Annotated in this window: 17 protein-coding genes; 10 read left to right on the top strand and 7 right to left on the bottom strand. The window is 36.3% G+C overall.

All coding sequences use genetic code 11. The annotated features are described in order from the left end of the window. Positions 1-61 precede the first annotated feature (61 nt). Positions 62-448 carry a DUF423 domain-containing protein gene (locus DD829_RS17330; RefSeq protein ID WP_108408963.1) on the top strand — a complete coding sequence of 129 codons (387 nt, stop codon included), beginning with the start codon at positions 62-64 and terminating at the stop codon, positions 446-448. Positions 449-489: 41 nt separating this feature from the next. On the opposite strand, the gene DD829_RS17325 is transcribed toward DD829_RS17330, so the two are convergent. From DD829_RS17325 to DD829_RS17310, 4 genes are all read right to left on the bottom strand, one after another. Further along, complete coding sequence (locus DD829_RS17325) at positions 490-2,043, bottom strand: TolC family protein (protein ID WP_108408962.1); 1,554 nt, start codon at positions 2,041-2,043, stop codon at positions 490-492. 406 nt (positions 2,044-2,449) lie between these two features. Then, the gene (locus DD829_RS17320; RefSeq protein ID WP_108408961.1) at positions 2,450-3,766 is read right to left on the bottom strand and encodes an HlyD family secretion protein; all 1,317 of its coding nucleotides are present in this window, start codon (positions 3,764-3,766) and stop codon (positions 2,450-2,452) included. Positions 3,767-3,771: 5 nt separating this feature from the next. Then, the gene (locus DD829_RS17315) at positions 3,772-5,445 is read right to left on the bottom strand and encodes a peptidase domain-containing ABC transporter (RefSeq protein WP_108408960.1); all 1,674 of its coding nucleotides are present in this window, start codon (positions 5,443-5,445) and stop codon (positions 3,772-3,774) included. A gap of 10 nt (positions 5,446-5,455) precedes the next feature. Then, positions 5,456-6,133 carry a TetR/AcrR family transcriptional regulator gene (locus tag DD829_RS17310; RefSeq protein WP_108408959.1) on the bottom strand — a complete coding sequence of 226 codons (678 nt, stop codon included), beginning with the start codon at positions 6,131-6,133 and terminating at the stop codon, positions 5,456-5,458. Positions 6,134-6,322: 189 nt separating this feature from the next. Here DD829_RS17310 and DD829_RS17305 point away from each other — a divergent pair, with 189 nt between their 5' ends. The 8 genes from DD829_RS17305 (at position 6,323) to DD829_RS17270 (ending at position 14,650) form a co-directional block, all read left to right on the top strand. Then, complete coding sequence (locus DD829_RS17305; RefSeq protein WP_108408958.1) at positions 6,323-7,096, top strand: carbonic anhydrase; 774 nt, start codon at positions 6,323-6,325, stop codon at positions 7,094-7,096. A 111-nt stretch (positions 7,097-7,207) separates the two neighbouring features. Further along, on the top strand, positions 7,208-7,834 hold the full coding sequence (locus tag DD829_RS17300) for a leucine-rich repeat domain-containing protein (protein ID WP_116547975.1): 627 nt from the start codon (positions 7,208-7,210) through the stop codon (positions 7,832-7,834). A gap of 80 nt (positions 7,835-7,914) precedes the next feature. After that, positions 7,915-8,832: an alpha/beta hydrolase gene (locus DD829_RS17295; RefSeq protein WP_108409838.1), complete on the top strand. Its 918-nt coding sequence runs from the start codon at positions 7,915-7,917 to the stop codon at positions 8,830-8,832. Positions 8,833-8,963: 131 nt separating this feature from the next. Then, on the top strand, positions 8,964-9,914 hold the full coding sequence (locus tag DD829_RS17290; RefSeq protein ID WP_108409839.1) for a hypothetical protein: 951 nt from the start codon (positions 8,964-8,966) through the stop codon (positions 9,912-9,914). Between the two features lie 193 nt (positions 9,915-10,107). After that, positions 10,108-11,298, top strand: a complete 1,191-nt coding sequence (sucC, locus tag DD829_RS17285; protein ID WP_076390839.1) for an ADP-forming succinate--CoA ligase subunit beta — start codon at positions 10,108-10,110, stop codon at positions 11,296-11,298. Between the two features lie 112 nt (positions 11,299-11,410). Further along, on the top strand, positions 11,411-11,917 hold the full coding sequence (locus DD829_RS17280; protein ID WP_108409840.1) for a hypothetical protein: 507 nt from the start codon (positions 11,411-11,413) through the stop codon (positions 11,915-11,917). Between the two features lie 133 nt (positions 11,918-12,050). After that, positions 12,051-12,428 (top strand): hypothetical protein, encoded by a 378-nt coding sequence (locus DD829_RS17275; RefSeq protein WP_108409841.1) that lies wholly within the window; start codon positions 12,051-12,053, stop codon positions 12,426-12,428. Positions 12,429-12,445: 17 nt separating this feature from the next. Beyond that, complete coding sequence (locus DD829_RS17270; RefSeq protein WP_108409842.1) at positions 12,446-14,650, top strand: reprolysin-like metallopeptidase; 2,205 nt, start codon at positions 12,446-12,448, stop codon at positions 14,648-14,650. A 52-nt stretch (positions 14,651-14,702) separates the two neighbouring features. Here DD829_RS17270 and DD829_RS17265 read toward each other — a convergent pair whose 3' ends face one another. Next, positions 14,703-15,584, bottom strand: a complete 882-nt coding sequence (locus tag DD829_RS17265) for a mechanosensitive ion channel family protein (RefSeq protein ID WP_108409843.1) — start codon at positions 15,582-15,584, stop codon at positions 14,703-14,705. 99 nt (positions 15,585-15,683) lie between these two features. On the opposite strand from DD829_RS17265, the gene DD829_RS17260 reads away from it, so the two are divergent. Beyond that, positions 15,684-16,319 carry a peroxiredoxin gene (locus tag DD829_RS17260; RefSeq protein WP_087712242.1) on the top strand — a complete coding sequence of 212 codons (636 nt, stop codon included), beginning with the start codon at positions 15,684-15,686 and terminating at the stop codon, positions 16,317-16,319. A gap of 113 nt (positions 16,320-16,432) precedes the next feature. Here the strand turns inward: DD829_RS17260 and DD829_RS17255 are convergent, their stop codons facing one another. Together DD829_RS17255 and DD829_RS17250 are read right to left on the bottom strand one after the other, a co-directional pair. Then, a complete protein-coding gene (locus DD829_RS17255; protein ID WP_087712244.1) occupies positions 16,433-17,023 on the bottom strand; it encodes a hypothetical protein in 591 nt (196 codons plus the stop codon). A 157-nt stretch (positions 17,024-17,180) separates the two neighbouring features. Beyond that, positions 17,181-17,696 carry a hypothetical protein gene (locus DD829_RS17250; RefSeq protein ID WP_108409844.1) on the bottom strand — a complete coding sequence of 172 codons (516 nt, stop codon included), beginning with the start codon at positions 17,694-17,696 and terminating at the stop codon, positions 17,181-17,183. Positions 17,697-17,777: the final 81 nt, after the last annotated feature.

Below are 17,777 nucleotides of genomic sequence, written 5' to 3'. Positions count from 1 at the left end.
TCGCATGGATTTTTATCGGAATCGGACTCGTATCATTAATATTCAAGATTTTAAATTATAAATGAAAACAATAACATTAATTTTCGGAGCTGTTTACGGGATGCTTTCCGTTATTCTGGGAGCTTTCGGAGCACACGCTTTAAAGAAAATATTGTCTGTGGAAAGACTGGAAAGTTTTGAAACAGGTGTGAGATATCAAATGTATGCTGCATTTTTTCTTTTAATTGCAGGCTACATTTTAAAATTTGAAACCAAAACAGAGAACTGGATTTCGTGGTTGATGATTTTCGGAACGATGCTTTTCTCATTCAGTATTTACGGATTGAGTATGCAGGATTATTTCGGGATGAACCTGAAATTTCTCGGACCCATTACTCCGCTTGGAGGATTATTGATGATCCTGAGCTGGACTCTGTTGATTTTCTACTTCGTAAAGATGAAAGGTTAATCAAAATAAAAAGGAATTCTGACCGCAGAATTCCTTTTTTATTACCTCAAAAAATTTTCGTTCAGCCATTTCAGCTTATTGTAGCTTTTCAGAAATTTGGCTTTCAGCTCAATATTTTTTTCCCGTGCATCCAATAATTTATTTTCTCTGGAATTGATCAGGAATAATGAACTTTCCCCATTGCTGAACCTCGTTTCTTCAGCATTCAGAAGCCTTTGGTAATTATTCAGATTCTTTGTGGAAATATCAATCTGGCTGAAATAATTATTCACTTCATTTTTATAGGTTTCAATTTTCGTACTCAGTTCACGGGTTTTAAGCTGAGAGTCCTGCTGGTTTTGAGAAATCTTCAGTTTGGCAATTTCATAATCTGCTCTTGCCTGTCTCTGAAATATGGGAATCTCCAGTTTCAGTCCGTACTGAAAATTATTATCAAACAAAGGAAGAAAATCGGCACGGTAATTTTCTTTATTGAAAAAATTATACGTAAAATCCAGTTTCGGAAGGAAGCTTTGCCATTTCAGCCTTTTTTCACTTTCGAGGATATTCTGCTTATGAAAATAATATTCCAGTGAAGCGTGATTCTGAAGCGGTTTCGATTCTAAATTTTGCACCAGAAATTCATAATCGGTGTATCCGGAATGCTCGTCAAGATTCGAAGAAGGAAAAATAAGCTTTGAAATTTCATAAAACTCCTGATTTTCTTTCCAGAGGTACATCTGAAGTTCCTGCGTACTTTTCACAAAACTTAAATAAGCATCTCTTTCCTGAAGCTCAAAACTCTGCAGTTGCGAAGAGGCTTCTACTGTATCAATTGCCGGTCTTTCCCCGAATTCATACGTTTTTTTGGTAAGATTAAGCCTTTTTCGGTTAATTTCTACCGCAGATTTCTGCAATTTGTAGATTTCATAGTTTTTAACCCATTCCCAATACGTATTTTCAGCATCCAGAAGAAGCTCGTTGGTAAGAACAGTCTGTTCGGCTTCCGTCATTTTCAATCCGAATTTTGCCTGATCCAGCATTGCTCGTCTTTTATCATACAGAAGATTTTTTGCCAAAGGAATCGTAATTCCAAATTGGTATAAACCTCCTTTCGTTTCGCTGCTGTTCAGTTTTTCGCCATCCAGATAATTATAGCTTCCGGTAATATCGATTCCGTACCAGGTTGGAATGCCGAGTTCTACATTTCTCTGTTCGTAATATTTTGTACCATCAATATTTTTCTCACCCAGTTTTCCTGCGAGTACGGGATCAAAATTCCCTCTCGCCTTGGTAATTTCAGCATTGGCAATTTTATTCTGAAGCTGATATTTAAAAGCTAAAGGATGATAATTCTTTACAATATTCAGAAATTCCTGATGCGAAAGTTTCAGAGAATCCTGCGCAAAGGAAAACTGAACACATAACAGAATGAGAAGTGTGGTAACTATTTTTTTAGTATAAGCAACATTCATATTTCTATTTATTTGGGCAGCTATTCCGCCCTCCGTTCCCGCTTTTTGCTCGTCGTTCCTCCTCACAAAAGAGCTCCACTCAGGTCGGGCTGCACCAGTATTGTGGAAAAAATACTCAAAAATAAATTGTAAGTAATTCATAAACAAAGTTTTATTATGAGTTTTGCGTTGTTTTTTAATTTTATTTTTAATAAAAAAGGCTTTCCTTTGTCAGGCTCAGGATAAACTAAGCTCAGCCTGACAGTATTTAAATAAATCAGTTAGTATTAGAAATGTCATCCTGAGCTTGTCGAAGGATCTATGAACTAAACTTCCTCTACTGTTAGAGTTTATACAAATTAGTAAAATTTGAAATTATCAATAGGATTGGGCTTTAGCCCATTCACAAATAAAACGATTTAGTTGGCTTTAGCCAAAGCCTGTTTTAAATTTCGGCTAAAGCCTGTGTAAAACTCCCCTGTTGATATCGGGCTAAAGCCCGACGCTATTGATAAAAAATAAACTCCATTTATTGATTTCTGAATATTGCCTGTAACGATAAGTCAGATTATTTTTTAGCCTTTTCATCTTTTGCAGATTTTTCGGTTTTTACTTCATAATAATCCGGCGGGAATCCGTTGATGTTTCTCCATAATTCGTACCAGATCGGAACGTCATTAAGAATCGCAATTCCCTGAACTCCGGTTCCCATTTTAATTTTCGGAGGCCATTGTTTTTCATTTTTATCCTGAATCACCAAGGCTTTGAACATTCCGTTGGCGCTGATGTTGTTTTCTACCGCGATTACTTTTCCTGCAAAAGTTCCGTAGCTGGAATTCGGCCAACCAGAAAAGACAATTGCCGGAAAACCATCGAAAATACACATCACGCGCTGTCCTTCTTTAACCAGAGGCAAATCGACAGGTTTAATGTAAATTTCAACAGCATAATCTACTTTTTCCGGAACAATAATTCCGATGCTTTCACCATCTTTCAGTATTTCCCCGATTCCGGCTTTGTTGATCTGCACAACCTGTCCGTCCTGAGAAGCGATCACGAAATATAAACCCTGTCTTGCTTTGTAATTGGCAACCTGATTTTCGAGTTTTGCAATATCGCCGTCACTTCCTTCAATTTGTCCCATACTCTGGAAACGGTCGCCTTCTGTTTTGCTCAGTTTCTCATTGTAATCCTGAATGGTAGCGTTTTGTTCGATACTTACATTCACAATTTCCTGTCGGGTTTGCGCCAGTTTATTTTCAGTTGCCGTTTTTTTAGCTAAAGCATTTTGATAAGATACACTTCTCTGCTGAAATTGGGTAAGCGAAACCAAGCCTTCATCGTACATTTTCTTCTGTCTTTCGTACTGGTCGGAAGTCATTCTCAGCTCGTTTTTTGCAGCTTCCAGTTCGGCTTCTTCTCCTGCCAGTTTATTGTTGAGCTGGCTGATTTTTACTTTAAGCTGATTTAGTTTTAAATCTCTTGCGGAATTTAAAGCCTGAATCTGACTGTTTGTAGTTCCAACTTTGGCTTCGTAATAATCTCTAACGCCTTTTTTGGCTTCTACCTGCATTTCGGTTCTTTTCACCAAAAGCGGATCCAGATAATCTTCTTTTACTTCGGAAAGCTGAAGAAGCGTATCGCCTTTTTTTACATAATCACCGTTTTTCACATACCATTTGATGATTCTTCCGGGAATCGGAGAATTGAGTTGTTGCGGACGCTGTTCCTGATAAAGAGTACTCACATTTCCCATTACCTTGATATTCTGTGTCCACGGCAAAAATAAAGTGATAATTCCGCCAATAAGGATGAAAAGAAACCATCTTTTAACCCTTGATTTTTTGTGGATGTGGTATATTTTATTGACTGACTGCAGTTCCATCTCTTTTAGTTTTTGTTAAATAATTTTTTCACATTTCCGTCTTCCACCTGAAGATGCTGATCGGCTTCCAGAATAAGATTTTTGTCTTCTGAAACAATAATAATGGTGGTTTTTTCTTTTAGTTTTAAAAGATATTCCATCATTTTTGCTTTAAATTCATCATTCATTCCATCTAACGGATCTTCAAGGATCAATAATCTTCTTTCCCCTACCAAAGCTCTCAGGAGAAGGATTTTCTTTTTGGAGCTGAACGAAATTTCCGTGTCGGTCTCGCTGATGTTGGTAAAGAATCCGTTGCTGAACTGGCTGGAGAAATCTTCGATGCCTATTTCTTCGGCAATTTCCAGAATCTGTTCTGCGGAGGTTTCATTCTGCCCGAGAATAATATTTTCGTAAACCGTTCCTTTAATGATCGTCATATCTTCAAGATACATCCCGATCTGGCTTCTGAGCGATATTTTATCAATGTTTTTTAATGGAATTTTATCGAACAGGATACTTCCGGAAGTCGGATCATAAAATCCGGTCATCATATTCAGCAGTAAAGATTTTCCTGCGCCAAGCTGCCCTGAAATGATGGTTAAACTATTTTCCGGAATTTTAAAATTGATATTTTCCAGAATCCTGTGATGATCGTTGAATGCAAAATTTACGTCTTTAAATTCAACTTCAAAGCCATCATTGTTCTGATCGAAAGTAATTTCCCCGAATTTTTCTTCCTGAAGCGTGGTTACTTTATTCAGTTTTGCCAAAGCAGCAATAACGTCGTAATAGCTTTCCAGACTGATGATGAGCTTTTCCACGGCCGCCATAATGCTCAGAACAACGATTTCCGTAGCGATAAATGCTCCGATGTTAAGTTGCTGATTCACCAAAAGATAGGTTCCTATCACAAGCATCACCAAAGTAATGATAACTTTAAATGCGATAATGGTTTTGTACTGGAAAACCAGAACACGGAAATGAGAAGTTCGGTCGTCGAGATATTTTACCACTCTTTCATCGGTTCCTGAAAGATGTGCTTCTGTTTTGGAATTCAGCTTAAATGTTTTAATGGAAGCAGCAATGTCTTCAATCCACGAAGCTACTTCGTATTTTTTGTCGCTTTCTTCGATGCTGGATTTAATTCCGCTTTCCATGGTAAATCTGAAAATAATGATTACGCAGATCACCACCAAAGCTCCGAATACCAAAAACCACGGATGGTAAAAGGAAAGAAGCAGGATTCCGAATAAAATCTGGATAAGCGCAGTCGGAATTTCCAGTAAGATTTTAGAAATTCCTTTCTGGAGATTCTGGGTATCGAAAAAACGATTAACCAGTTCGGGAAGATAATATTTTCGTGTCGCTGAAAGATTCACTTTCGGAAGTTTTTCGGCAAAAGCAAGGGAAAATTCAACAAAAATTTTCTGCTGAATCTTTTCAATGATCTGCATTACTTTCAGCCTGAAATAGCCTACAAGCCAGGTTCCCAGAACCACAAAAGCGATCAGAATATAAATAGAAGTTGCCATTGTTGCTCCCATTACAAAACTGACGATAGACTGTATTCCCAACGGAACACTCAGCTGAACAAGACCATTCAGGATGGCGTAAAAATAAATGTTGGTGACATCTTTCTTTTCCTTCGTTACGTATTTGAAAAGATTGTAACCGTGCTGTTTAGGAGAAGTTTCCATTTGTGTTTTATTATTTTATAAGGTTAAAGGTGATAAAACGCAGATAATCCAAAACATATTTTTTATGATCTATTCTGTCGATATGATTATCGGTAAGTTTCGGAAGGTGTTCGCTGAAAAACTGCTGATCGTGAGCGGTTTCCAGTAAGGTACTCGCAAATGATTTCGGAAAAGGAAAATCCGGTTTTGCTTCTGCAATGATTTCTCCGATAAATGCGCATAAACTTTTTAACGGACTGAAAACCATTTCTTTATTAATTTCGTCCACTTCTTTTACCAGATAAGCTTTGCTGCTTTCTGCAATAACGATGTTGTGAAGTTTTGTAAGATCATAATCTTCTATTTTATCATCGGTTTCATCGTTATGCGTAATGATTTCGAGGATCTTTTCCATTTTTTGCTGAGGTTCTTTAATTTCCTGAAGCCTCAGTTTGGAAATGAATTCGATGTAAGACCAGTACCAGTTGAGAATATAGGTAAGAAGTTTATGTTTTGAAGAAAAATACCGGTAAACCGTTGCCTCTGTTGAGTTGATCTTTTGGGCTAATTTTTTAAAAGTAAAACTTTCAAAACCGGTCTCGTAGATCAGTTCAATTGAATTTTTTACAATGGCACGTCCGATCTCGCTGTTTTCGGGATCTTTAAGATATAAGTATTCGTTGACTTTAAATTTTACCTGAAATTCCATTTTTCATTTTTAGTATTACAAATTTACAACTATTGTTTTTTGAAGCAAAACCTATACCAAAAATATTTTAGTTATCATTAATGATAGTAATACTATTATTTGGTATAGTTTTTGTTGTATTTATGAAAACATGAAATACGGAAAAGCCGAACACCGTATTAAAAAGTAGGCAGTTAAATAATTGAAAAAATGAGACGAATTTTTTTATTACTCTTTGCTTTTTTTGCACTCCCAACCTTTTCATTCGCACAGGTAACAAAACCGCAGAAAAATAAGAAAACAACGGCTAAAGTTGTGGATTCTGTGAAGTGGCGTGCAGAACATTACATTGTTAATCGTGATTCTGCTTATGCAGATCCAATACTGGGTCTTAAAAAACTGCAAGGCGGAAACAAGAGATTTGTTGAAGGAAAAAGTATAAAACCCCGACAAAACTATGAGACTATTAAAAAGTTGGAAAATGGTCAGGCTCCCTTTGCTATAATTGTAGGCTGTTCAGATAGCAGAGTGCCCAATGAAATGATTTTCGACCAAGGTCTAGGTGATTTATTTATTATCAGAACGGCGGGGCAGGTTTCGGCTGCGGCATCCTATGGAAGTATGGAGTTTGCGGTGTTGAAGCTGAAAACCAAACTAATCGTCGTATTGGGACACACAGAATGTGGTGCTGTTGCAGCCGCGGTGGAAAGACCGGAAAATGTTCCGGGACATATTGTTACTTTGATCAACGATATAAAACCTGCAGCCGTTAAAAGTTCTCATATGCATGGTGATCCGGTAAATAATGCAGTCCGCCAGAATGTAATAGATCAGGTAAATTCATTACGGGATTTAGATCCTATTCTGCACAAAAAATATATAGACGGAGAAATATTAATTGTGGGAGCTGTATATGATATCCATACAGGAAAAGTAGAGTTTTTACCGGAAACGCTTGTAAATCTTCCCAAAGCTAAAAAATAAATAACTGAAAACATTTTATGCGGGCTGGATATTTTTTTTCATATTTAATTTTGATTCATATACTTTTACTTTTATCTACAGCCCGCATTTATTTAACTAAAACTTATCAAAATGAAGATTTTAAAAAAACTGTCATTTGTTTTCCTGCTCATAGGAATAATGATTAATTCTCAGGAGAGATATGAGTTCAAAAATATTAAAGAAGCAAATGAAAATCCCGAGAAAGTATTGAGGCTTAATCTTAATCTGGCAACAGAAAATATAGAAAATGTCGACTGGAAAAAATTTAAGAACCTGGAATATTTAAGTCTGAAAGATCTCCACCTTAAAAAAATTCCGGATGAGATCGGCTTTTTATCTAAATTAAAGGTTTTGGATGTGAGTGGAAATGATTTCAGGGTGCTGCCTTCCAATTTTATTCAGCTTAAAAATCTTGAAGAATTGTTTCTGAATGACGAAAAAAATATTGATCTCTCTAAAAATATTGATCTGATCAGCAATATGAAAAATCTGAAAGTATTGCATATAGAAAACGACGGATTAAAGAAACTTCCGGCTAATTTTTGGAAACTGAATTATTTAGAATCAGTTTATCTGAACGATAATCAACTGAAGGATTTTAATCTTCCCAAAAGTAAAATGAAGAACCTTAAAAATATCTATCTCAATGATAACTTGTTTGTGCCAAGTGATATTGACAGACTTAATTCTCAGTATGGAACACTTTTAAGATTTTAAAAACAAAACGCCTTATATCAGAATGAAGATAAAAAATAATCATCTCTTACAATAATTATCTTTGTGATAAATTATAAACGATGTACAGATTTTTGCTAATTGTTGCGGTATCATTATTTTCAATAGTTCAGGCACAGATTCCGAAAGTGAGCAGCGGAAAGATTGAAAGAATATTGGATTTTAAATCTCAGTTTGTAACACCGAGAAACATTGATGTATGGCTTCCTGAACATTATTCTACATCTAAGAAATATGCTGTTCTGTATATGCAGGACGGACAAATGCTTTACGATCCTGATCTTACGTGGAACAAACAATCCTGGAATGTGGATGAAAATGTTTCTGAACTGATGAAATCCAAAAAAATTCAGAATACCATTGTTGTAGGAGTGTGGAACGATTCCAAGATGAGGCATTTTGATTATTTTCCGCAAAAACCTTTTGAAAGTTTATCCGCAGTGGAAAAAGATACCGTTAATCATCAATTGAAAAAAGCAGGAAGAGCGAATGAAAAGTTTTCTCCCAATTCAGACAATTATTTAAAGTTTTTGGTGAAGGAACTGAAGCCTTTGATAGACAAAAAATATTCAACCTTTAAAGACAGATCTCATACTTTTATTGCAGGAAGCAGTATGGGCGGACTGATCTCCATGTATGCCATTTGCGAATATCCTCAGGTTTTTGGCGGAGCAGCCTGTCTTTCCACGCACTGGACGGGAACTTTTACCAATGAAAATAATCCTTTTCCGGAGTCTGCCTTACGCTATTTAGATAAAAATTTACCAGATCGGAAAACTCACAAAATCTATTTCGACTGCGGAGATCAGACTCTGGATGCGCTGTATCCTGAAATTCAGAAAAAGGCAGATGTAATTATCAGAAAACATGGATATTCTGAAAAGAACTGGAAAACCTTATACTTTCCCGGCGAAAATCACAGCGAGGAAGCATGGGCAAAAAGACTTTCGAAGCCTTTGGAGTTTCTTCTTGCTAAATAAAAATATTCTTAAAAATGATTCTTTAGACTGGAGAATTTTAGATATGCAGTATTTTCAATAATCAGTGTTCTTGGATTTTGATTGTTAATAAAATCAATGCATCTTTGAGATTTAAATGAAATTAATAACACATGAGTTACAGAACTTACAATATTATTATCAAAATTAACGAGGAATCTGAGACAGAAGATCTGAAAAATAGGTTGACCGAAAATTTTAAGTTTTACAATATCAGAGAATTTTTTACACCTTTTAGAGGGATTGTCTGTCAGGCGAATAACAAATTTAAGGAATATTCTTTTGAACAGTTTCCGGATCAGTTTTTCAGGAATCAGGATGAGGTTGAAGACTATTATTCTGAATCTGAAAATCATGCGGTTGAATTTTCTAAGAAGAACGGAGATCTGGAAGTGGTGTATATTGAAGTAGACTGTTTCGGAGGAAGATGTGCTTCAAATGGTTTTGTGATACAGAACGGTGTGAAAACCAAAAATGAAGATGTTTTTCATTCCGCACACATGAAACTGCTTCATACGATTGATCCTCAATATGATTCATGGCACTTTTATCCTTTCACCAGAACTTTTTTTACTGATAAAGGCGGCATCAACGGTGAAATCCTGAATTTTACTTTTCTGGCGGTTCTGATGGCTTTTAATATGGAAGTAGAACACAACCCAGACTTTGAGTTTAACGCGGCAGAAAATGAAATGCAGATTCTTCTTAAAGATAAGTTTGAAATTTATCTGATGAATCTGGGAAGAGAAAGAATTAAAGTATTGGGAAGATTATTCGATAACAGGGCAGAAACGATTAATGAAGTAAAAAACCTTTTAAACGAAGCATTGCAGGGATTGGAGTATTATATAGAAATAGATAATTTTGAAAACGGAGAGAAAGATTCGGTTTCCAGTATTTCCAGAGAAAAGTTTCAAAGTGTTGCCAGAGTGAGTTACAGAGCGCAGATTTTTAATGAAATAAAAATTGATTTTTCGCCTGATGTAAAAGAACCTGTTAAGAATGCCACAACAAAGAAGGATGGGTTTTTCGGCAAAATTTTTAAAAATATTTTCGGAAAATAAGTACAGTTACCTTTGGTTACAGCATTTTAGGAAGGGCAAATTTACAATATAATTTTGGGGTAATTTAGATTTTATTAAACTGATAAAAAGCATCCTTACAGACATTGCTTTCTTTAAAATAAAAGTTGATAATTCATCTGTTTTTATTAAATTTGTCAACCTTTAACTATTAAAATAAAATAATAAAAATAATATGAATCTTCACGAGTATCAATCAAAAGAGATTTTATCAAAGTATGGAGTAGCTATCCAACGTGGTTTCGTTGCAAACAACGTAGATGAAGCTGTAGCTGCTGCTGAAAAACTAACTGCTGAAACAGGCGCACAGGGATGGGTTGTAAAAGCTCAGATCCACGCAGGTGGCCGTGGTAAAGGGGGTGGTGTAAAGTTCTCTCCAAACATGGATAAACTTAAAGAAAACGCTCAGAACATCATCGGAATGCAGTTGGTAACTCCACAAACTTCTGCTGAAGGTAAAAAAGTAAATTCTGTTTTGGTTGCAGAGGATGTATATTATCCGGGAGAAACGGAAACTAAAGAATTTTATGTTTCTATTCTTTTAGACAGAGCTGAAGGTAAAAATACGATCGTATATTCTACTGAAGGTGGGATGGATATTGAGCACGTTGCTGAAGTAACGCCTCATTTGATCCACAAAGAAATCATTGATCCTGCTTTAGGACTTCAAGGTTTTCAGGCTAGAAAAATTGCTTTCAACTTAGGTCTTGAAGGGAATGCTTTCAAAGAATTCGTAAAATTCATTGGTTCTCTATACAATGCGTATACAGGAATTGATGCATCTCTTTTCGAAATCAACCCTGTGTTGAAAACTTCTGATAACAAAATTATCGCAGTAGATGCTAAAGTAACTTTGGATGACAATTCATTGTTCCGTCACAAAGATTTAGCTGAGCTTAGAGATACAAGAGAAGAAGATCCAATGGATGTAGAAGCTGGTGAAGCGGGTCTTAACTTCGTAAAACTAGACGGTAACGTTGCTTGTATGGTAAACGGAGCAGGTCTTGCAATGGCAACAATGGATATCATCAAATTATCAGGTGGTAACCCTGCAAACTTCCTTGACGTAGGTGGTACTGCAGATGCACAAAGAGTACAGACGGCTTTCGGAATCATCTTAAGAGATCCAAATGTAAAAGCAATCTTAATTAATATCTTCGGAGGTATCGTAAGATGCGACAGAGTTGCTCAGGGAGTTGTAGACGCTTACAAAGCAATGGGCAGCCTTCCTGTTCCATTGATCGTAAGATTACAGGGAACTAACGCGGTTGAAGCTAAAAAATTAATTGACGAGTCTGGTCTTCCGGTTCACTCTGCAATTACTTTGGAAGAAGCTGCAAACAAAGTAAAAGAAGTTTTAGCATAAGACTGAAATTTTTAAAATACATAAAAACCGTTTCATTTTTTGGAACGGTTTTTCTTTTTTCATCAAATTAAATCTTTTGTAATTTGTAGCTGAAAAGATTTAAACAATAACCATGAAAAATGTACACATTCCGAAGCCATGTTCAGAAAACTGGGAAATGATGTCTCCGCAGGAAAAAGGACGATTCTGTTCCGTCTGCAATAAATGTGTAATTGATTTTACACAGAAACAACCCAGCGAAATTCAGCAGATGATTGATGAGAAAAACGATGAAGAAATCTGCGGAAGATTTTACAATCATCAGTTGGATACAGGTAATCCATCTGAAAAGTTAAAAGCTAAATTCTTTAAATATATTCCTGCTCATTTTCAAAATAGCAGAATTGTATTAACCGTTCTTTCCGTTATTTTATTTTTAACCGGCTGCTCAAAACAGAAAGAAGAATCTTTCGCAACGACAGGTCTTCTGAGGATGGAAGAAGATTCTATTCCTGAAAATAAAAATTATGTAATAGGCAAGGCTAAAATAGATGAAAGCGATTCCTGTGTAAAAATTTCAAAAAAAGACAGTGTAGTAACAAAAAATAAATCAAAAAAATCAATCATTCAAAATAAATAAAGTGTTCTGATTGAATAAGTTATTCACTATAAAATTGTTATCTTTACAAGAAAGGTTTAAAATGAGATTGTGTTTATTCTTTTTTCTCTTTTTATCTCTTCATTGTCAATCTCAAATTGCCAGCAATAACGCGGTGTCTCAAAGAAAAGAAATTCAGTTCGAAGATAAAAATCATTATCCTTTCCCGTTAATACAGAAAGATTTTCTCCTTATCAATTCCCAGCAAAAGATGGATGAGATTTTTACGATTATTCACCGGAAAAATGTGGGAAACAGATTTTCGCCAATTCCTTCCATCACAGAAGATGAAACGTATATTATTGTAAAACCCCGCCTGAAAAACTCTAATGATGTTTCAATTGATGCGATTACTTTTGATAAAAATACACTTTATATAAAAGTGAAAGAATTCAACAATCCGGATTTTAATGAGAAAAGCAGAATTCCGCCCGATATTTTATTAAAACTCAACGAAAATTTATCTGTTAAAAAAGTCAACATTCAATACTAATATATAAAATTACTGTCATGAAAGCTAAAACCTTTATCGTCTCGTGCCTGTTGATTGCAGCACAGGTTTTTGGTCAGCAGAATTACTGGTCGAAACTAAAAGAAACAAAGATAGAACGGGAAAACCTGAACCCGAGATGGACGACTCCCAATAATTTTTCTTTATATCAGGCTGATCTTGAAAAAATTAAAGCTGATCTTAAAAAGGCACCACAACGTTTTTCGGGGGATGAAAGCCTTGTTGTTAAATTTCCGGATTCTGATGGGAAAATAAGAGATTACATCGTTCAGGAAGCTTCTGTAATGGAGCCGCAATTACAGGCAAAATTTCCTGAAATCCGTTCCTACATCGGTTGGCAGAAAAGTCATCCCGAAAATTCAATCCGTTTCAGTGTGACTCCTTCTACCGGAATCAGTGTGATGTATTTCGATAATTGGGAAGTCAGCTATCTCGACAGTTATACAAAAGACAACTCGGCATTTATCTTATACAAAAGAAAAGACCTCCCGAAAAACGACCGACTTTTTGAATGCCATGTCGAAAGCGAACTGGATAACTTAAAAAATAACAGTACGACGAATAAAGCCCCTTTGGTTTCGGACGGACAGTTCCGAACCTACAGACTGGCTCTTTCTGCGACAGGAGAATATACTGCTTTTCATGGCGGAACAATTTCTCTGGCAATGGCAGCAATGGCAACAACAATGACCAGAGTAAACGGAATTTATGAAAAAACAATTTCCACAACCATGGTGATGATTGCCAATAATAATCTGCTTGTGTATACCAATTCTTCAACGGATCCCTTTACCAACGGAACTCCGGGAAGCATGATCAATGAGAATCAGACCAACACAACTGCGGTTATCGGATCTGCAAACTACGATATTGGTCACGTTTTTGGAACAAACAGTGGTGGTTTGGCAGGATTAGGAGTGGTGTGTGTTTCAGGCAGTAAAGCAAGAGGCGTTACAGGTTCCGGAGCTCCGGTGGGAGATCCTTTTGACATTGATTATGTTGCGCACGAAATAGGACATCAGTTTGGAGCAAATCATACCTTCAGAGCGGCAACCTCTTCATGTGCCGGTAACTTCAATAACGCAACAGCTTACGAACCGGGAAGCGGATCTACGATTATGGCTTATGCGGGAATTTGCGGAGCAACCAATAATGTGCAGAATAACAGTGATCCCTACTTTCATGCAGCAAGTGTAATTGAAATGTATGCTGTTTTGCAGAGAGGGACAGATTGTGCTGCCAAAATTAACAACAATAACGGAGTTCCTACCGCAGATGCAGGAGCCGATTACAATATTCCGAAAAGTACCGCTTTTGTTTTAACGGGAACGGGAACAGATCCGAATGGAGATGCTTTAACATATCTTTGGGAACAATATGATAATACAAGCAATACACAGCCTCCGGTTTCTACCGGAACAGCGGGGCCGGTTTACCGTTCTTTAACTCCAACGGTTTCTCCGTCCAGATATTTTCCGGTGCTGAGTTCCGTTGTGGCGAATAATCTTATTCCGAAATGGGAAGTTACCCCAAGTGTTGCCCGAACTTTGAATTTTTCTCTTTTGGTAAATGATAATAAAGCAACCGGAAATCAGGCAGCAAGAGATGCAATGGTGGTAACGGTTACCAACGACGGACCTTTCACGGTAACTTCACAGGCAACAACAGGAACAAACTATAACGGAAATACCTCCGTTCCGGTTACATGGAATGTTGCAGGAACCAATACAGGAACCATCAACACTCAGAATGTATCTATTTTGCTGTCTAAAGACGGAGGATTAACGTTCCCTACCGTTTTGGCAACAAGTGTTCCGAACAATGGTTCTGCCAATGTTACGCTGCCTAATGAAAATGTTTCGTCTGCAAGAATTATGGTGAAAGCGGTAGGAAATATTTACTATGCACTTAATACAACAAGTTTCTCAATTACTCAGGTTGTTCTCGCAACGGCAGAAGCCAATGTGAAAAACTTCTCGATTTATCCGAATCCTTCTCATGATGTTGTAAATATCAGGCTTAAAAATTCTTCTCAGAAAGCAGATTATACTTTGTATGATGCATCAGGAAGATTAATTAAAGAAGGCAGTTTCAAAGGTGAAACTCAGGTAAAAGTTAATGATCTGATGAATGGAAATTATCTGATCTCTCTGGTTTTGGAAAATGGAGAAAAGATCACAGAAAAATTAATCATCAAAAAATAAATTACTGATTCATAAAAACAGAAAAGCAACCATTCATTGGTTGCTTTTTTATTTAGTCCTGATTTTCGTTGATTAAATGATCTCCGTTCGTAATATTGATGCTTGTAGGCGTTACAAGCTGAACACCGTCCTTATCAAGCCGTTGTTTAATCTTCAAATAAGCCTCACTTTTAAGCTGAACCATATTCGCACCCACCTTCATCCAGAATTTTGCCTGAATATTGAAAACACCCTGTTTCAGATCGGTAAAAATAACTTCTGCGGTATCGAGTTTGTCTACATTTTCGAGATTTTTGATGATGTCGAGCATACCTTTCTGTGCTTTTGAAATATCTTCATCGGCAGGAATTTCGAAATTCAAAATAATTCTTCGCTGAGGGGATGCGGTAATATTGTAAAACGGAGCATTAAAAACCACCTGATTCGGGATATAAGCTTTCTTACCGTCGTCCGTAATGATTTTCGTTGTTAAAAAACCAATTTCCTGTACCGTTCCGGAGTGTGTTCCTATCGTAATATAATCTCCGACTTTAAATGCTTTATCAATTCCGATCAGCATTCCAGAGAATATACTGGAAACCAGATCTTTCAGGGCAACCCCTGCAATAACCCCTGCAACTCCCAAACTCCCGATGAATTTCCAAAGGAAACTGCTGAAGCCCATAATTTCCAGCGCAATAAACGTTCCCATCACCATGATCAAGAACCTGAAAACGCTGATTAACGTAACCAGTGAACTTTCTTTTTTGCTTTTTGGAAAGAATTTATGAAAAAGTTTTACGGCACCCTGACTTAAATATTTACTGGTAAACAGAAAGAAAGAAAATACCAGAATCCCTACAATAAGTTTTGGGGTAATTTCTGCAAATTTTACATACCAGTTCTGTATTACATTATATACAACATCAATATAGCCTAAACCACTTTTCTCCATGAATAAAAATTTTTTTGATTAAAGATATAATTTTTCAACAAAAATTTTGCCAGTTCCAAAAACTCTACTAAATTTGTAGACTAATAAGAGCAAAATATTATGTCAATTAAACTAGGAGACACCGCACCCGATTTTCAGGCAGAAACTTCTGCAGGGGATATTAATTTTTACGAATATTTAGGAAATTCCTGGGGAATCTTGTTTTCGCATCCCGCAGATTATACTCCGGTTTGCACCACAGAACTTGGGTATACTTCAAAACTGAAAGAAGAATTTGATAAAAGAGGAACCAAAGTAATTGCCCTGAGTGTGGATGGAGTAGAAGACCATCAGAACTGGATTAAAGATATTAATGAAACACAGAATACGGAAGTTCAGTTTCCGATTATCGCAGACAAGGACAGAAAAATTTCTGAATTGTATGATTTTATTCATCCGAACGCTTCTGCAACGGCTACCGTTCGTTCTTTATTAATTATCGATCCGGAAAAGAAAGTAAGGCTTATCATTACTTATCCTGCTTCCACAGGAAGAAATTTTAATGAAATTCTGAGGGTTCTGGATTCTCTTCAACTGGTAGATTCTCATAAAATAGCGACTCCTGTTAACTGGAAAGACGGAGATGACGTAATTGTTCCGCCTTCAATTTCTACGGAAGATGCCAGAAAAATTTTCCCGAAAGGAGTGAAAGAAATAAAGCCGTATCTGAGATATACGCCACAACCGAATACATGATTTATTTGATTTTTTATAGTTTAGTTTTAATTTGTACGAAAATCGCCTCGAAAAACTTCGAGGCGATTTCAATTGTAGTGTATATGTGAATGTGAAGTGATTGGATCGTAATCTTACTTTACATCATTTGCGATTTGTTTTGCTTTAGATGTAGGAAGGTAGATGCTGAAACCTAAATTGAATGTAATATTCGAATTTAAACCTTCGCTACCAAATCCTGCTCTTCCTCTGTATTTTACTAAACCTTCAAGACCGATGTTTGGGGTAATGAAGTAAGAATAACCAGGACCTACTCCGAAATCGAAACCTGTTGTAGAGTCTGCATTTTCTACAGATCTTCCTCCGATCCCTGCATTTCCTTCTAAGAACCAACGTCCGTGGTTTAGTAAGTTATCTACTCCTTTTTCTCCCGGAGAAAGAAAATAACGTCCTAAAGCACCCACTCCATACGTAAATTCTGTAGGAGAACCGTTCGTTACCTTATTGAATCCTAAATCTACATAACCACCGACAGCTACGTTGTCTTCAATGAAGTATGCTCCTTTAGGCTGAATAGCAATGTTATAACCACCACCAGTATTTAAACCGAAATTACTTGATATTAAACTACTACCAACTAACCAGTTTCCTTTCTGGATTTGTGCATTCATTGTTCCAGCCAAACCAGCTACTGCCATTATTCCTGTAAAAATTAGCTTTTTCATAATTTATTATTTTAATATTTTAATGTTATATCATTTGTGATTTCAGAAAATCAATAAATGTGCCATTCTAATCAATACGTGGTGAAATCATGATAATAGTAAAGTATAAATAATTCTTATGAAATGCCGATGGGAAGGAATTTTTTTCAGGTTCAGATTACAATAAAAGCAAAATAACCGACACTACAAGACCTGCAATCGTGAAAACCATTCCTCTTTTGAAAGCCTTCGTTTTAGGATTGAACATCCAGAAACTTGAGATTACAAAAAAGAACAAAGAAATCCCGAAAAAGGCATTTAACGGAGAAAGTCTGTCTTTAGACTGTGCCTTGTGAAGTTTTGTCATTTTATCCAGCACAACTGGCAGTTCTTTTTTTGTGTATTTTGCCTGCCCCGTTGCTGCATCGTAAGTTCCCTGTTTAAAGGTAAGGACGGTTCCTTCTGTTTTTTCCACTTCAAGACCTTTAATTCTCAATTCTTTTCCCAATGCTTTCTCATCAAGATTTTTTTCTACAACTTTATCGTACTTTTTTTCTTTTTTCAGAAAATCAGTGTCTCTGTAAATTAGCAAAACACCACTTACTGCATAAACAGCCATTATTCCGGCAAGGAAATAGCCCAGATAACGGTGCGTGATTCTCATAAAACTTCTTGTGTCTTTAATCTTATCCATATATATTGTTTTTGTTTTTAAAATTTCAAAAGTGGAAACTGCAAAATTGCAATTCCCACTTTACATGAAGAAATTATTGTG

Origin of the sequence: Chryseobacterium sp. HMWF035, from assembly GCF_003094695.1 — a bacterium.
In the GTDB taxonomy this organism is placed as follows: Bacteria; Bacteroidota; Bacteroidia; order Flavobacteriales; family Weeksellaceae; genus Chryseobacterium; species Chryseobacterium gambrini.
Note: the sequence above shows the minus strand (reverse complement) of the source record. Positions and strands in the feature narration are given on the sequence as shown.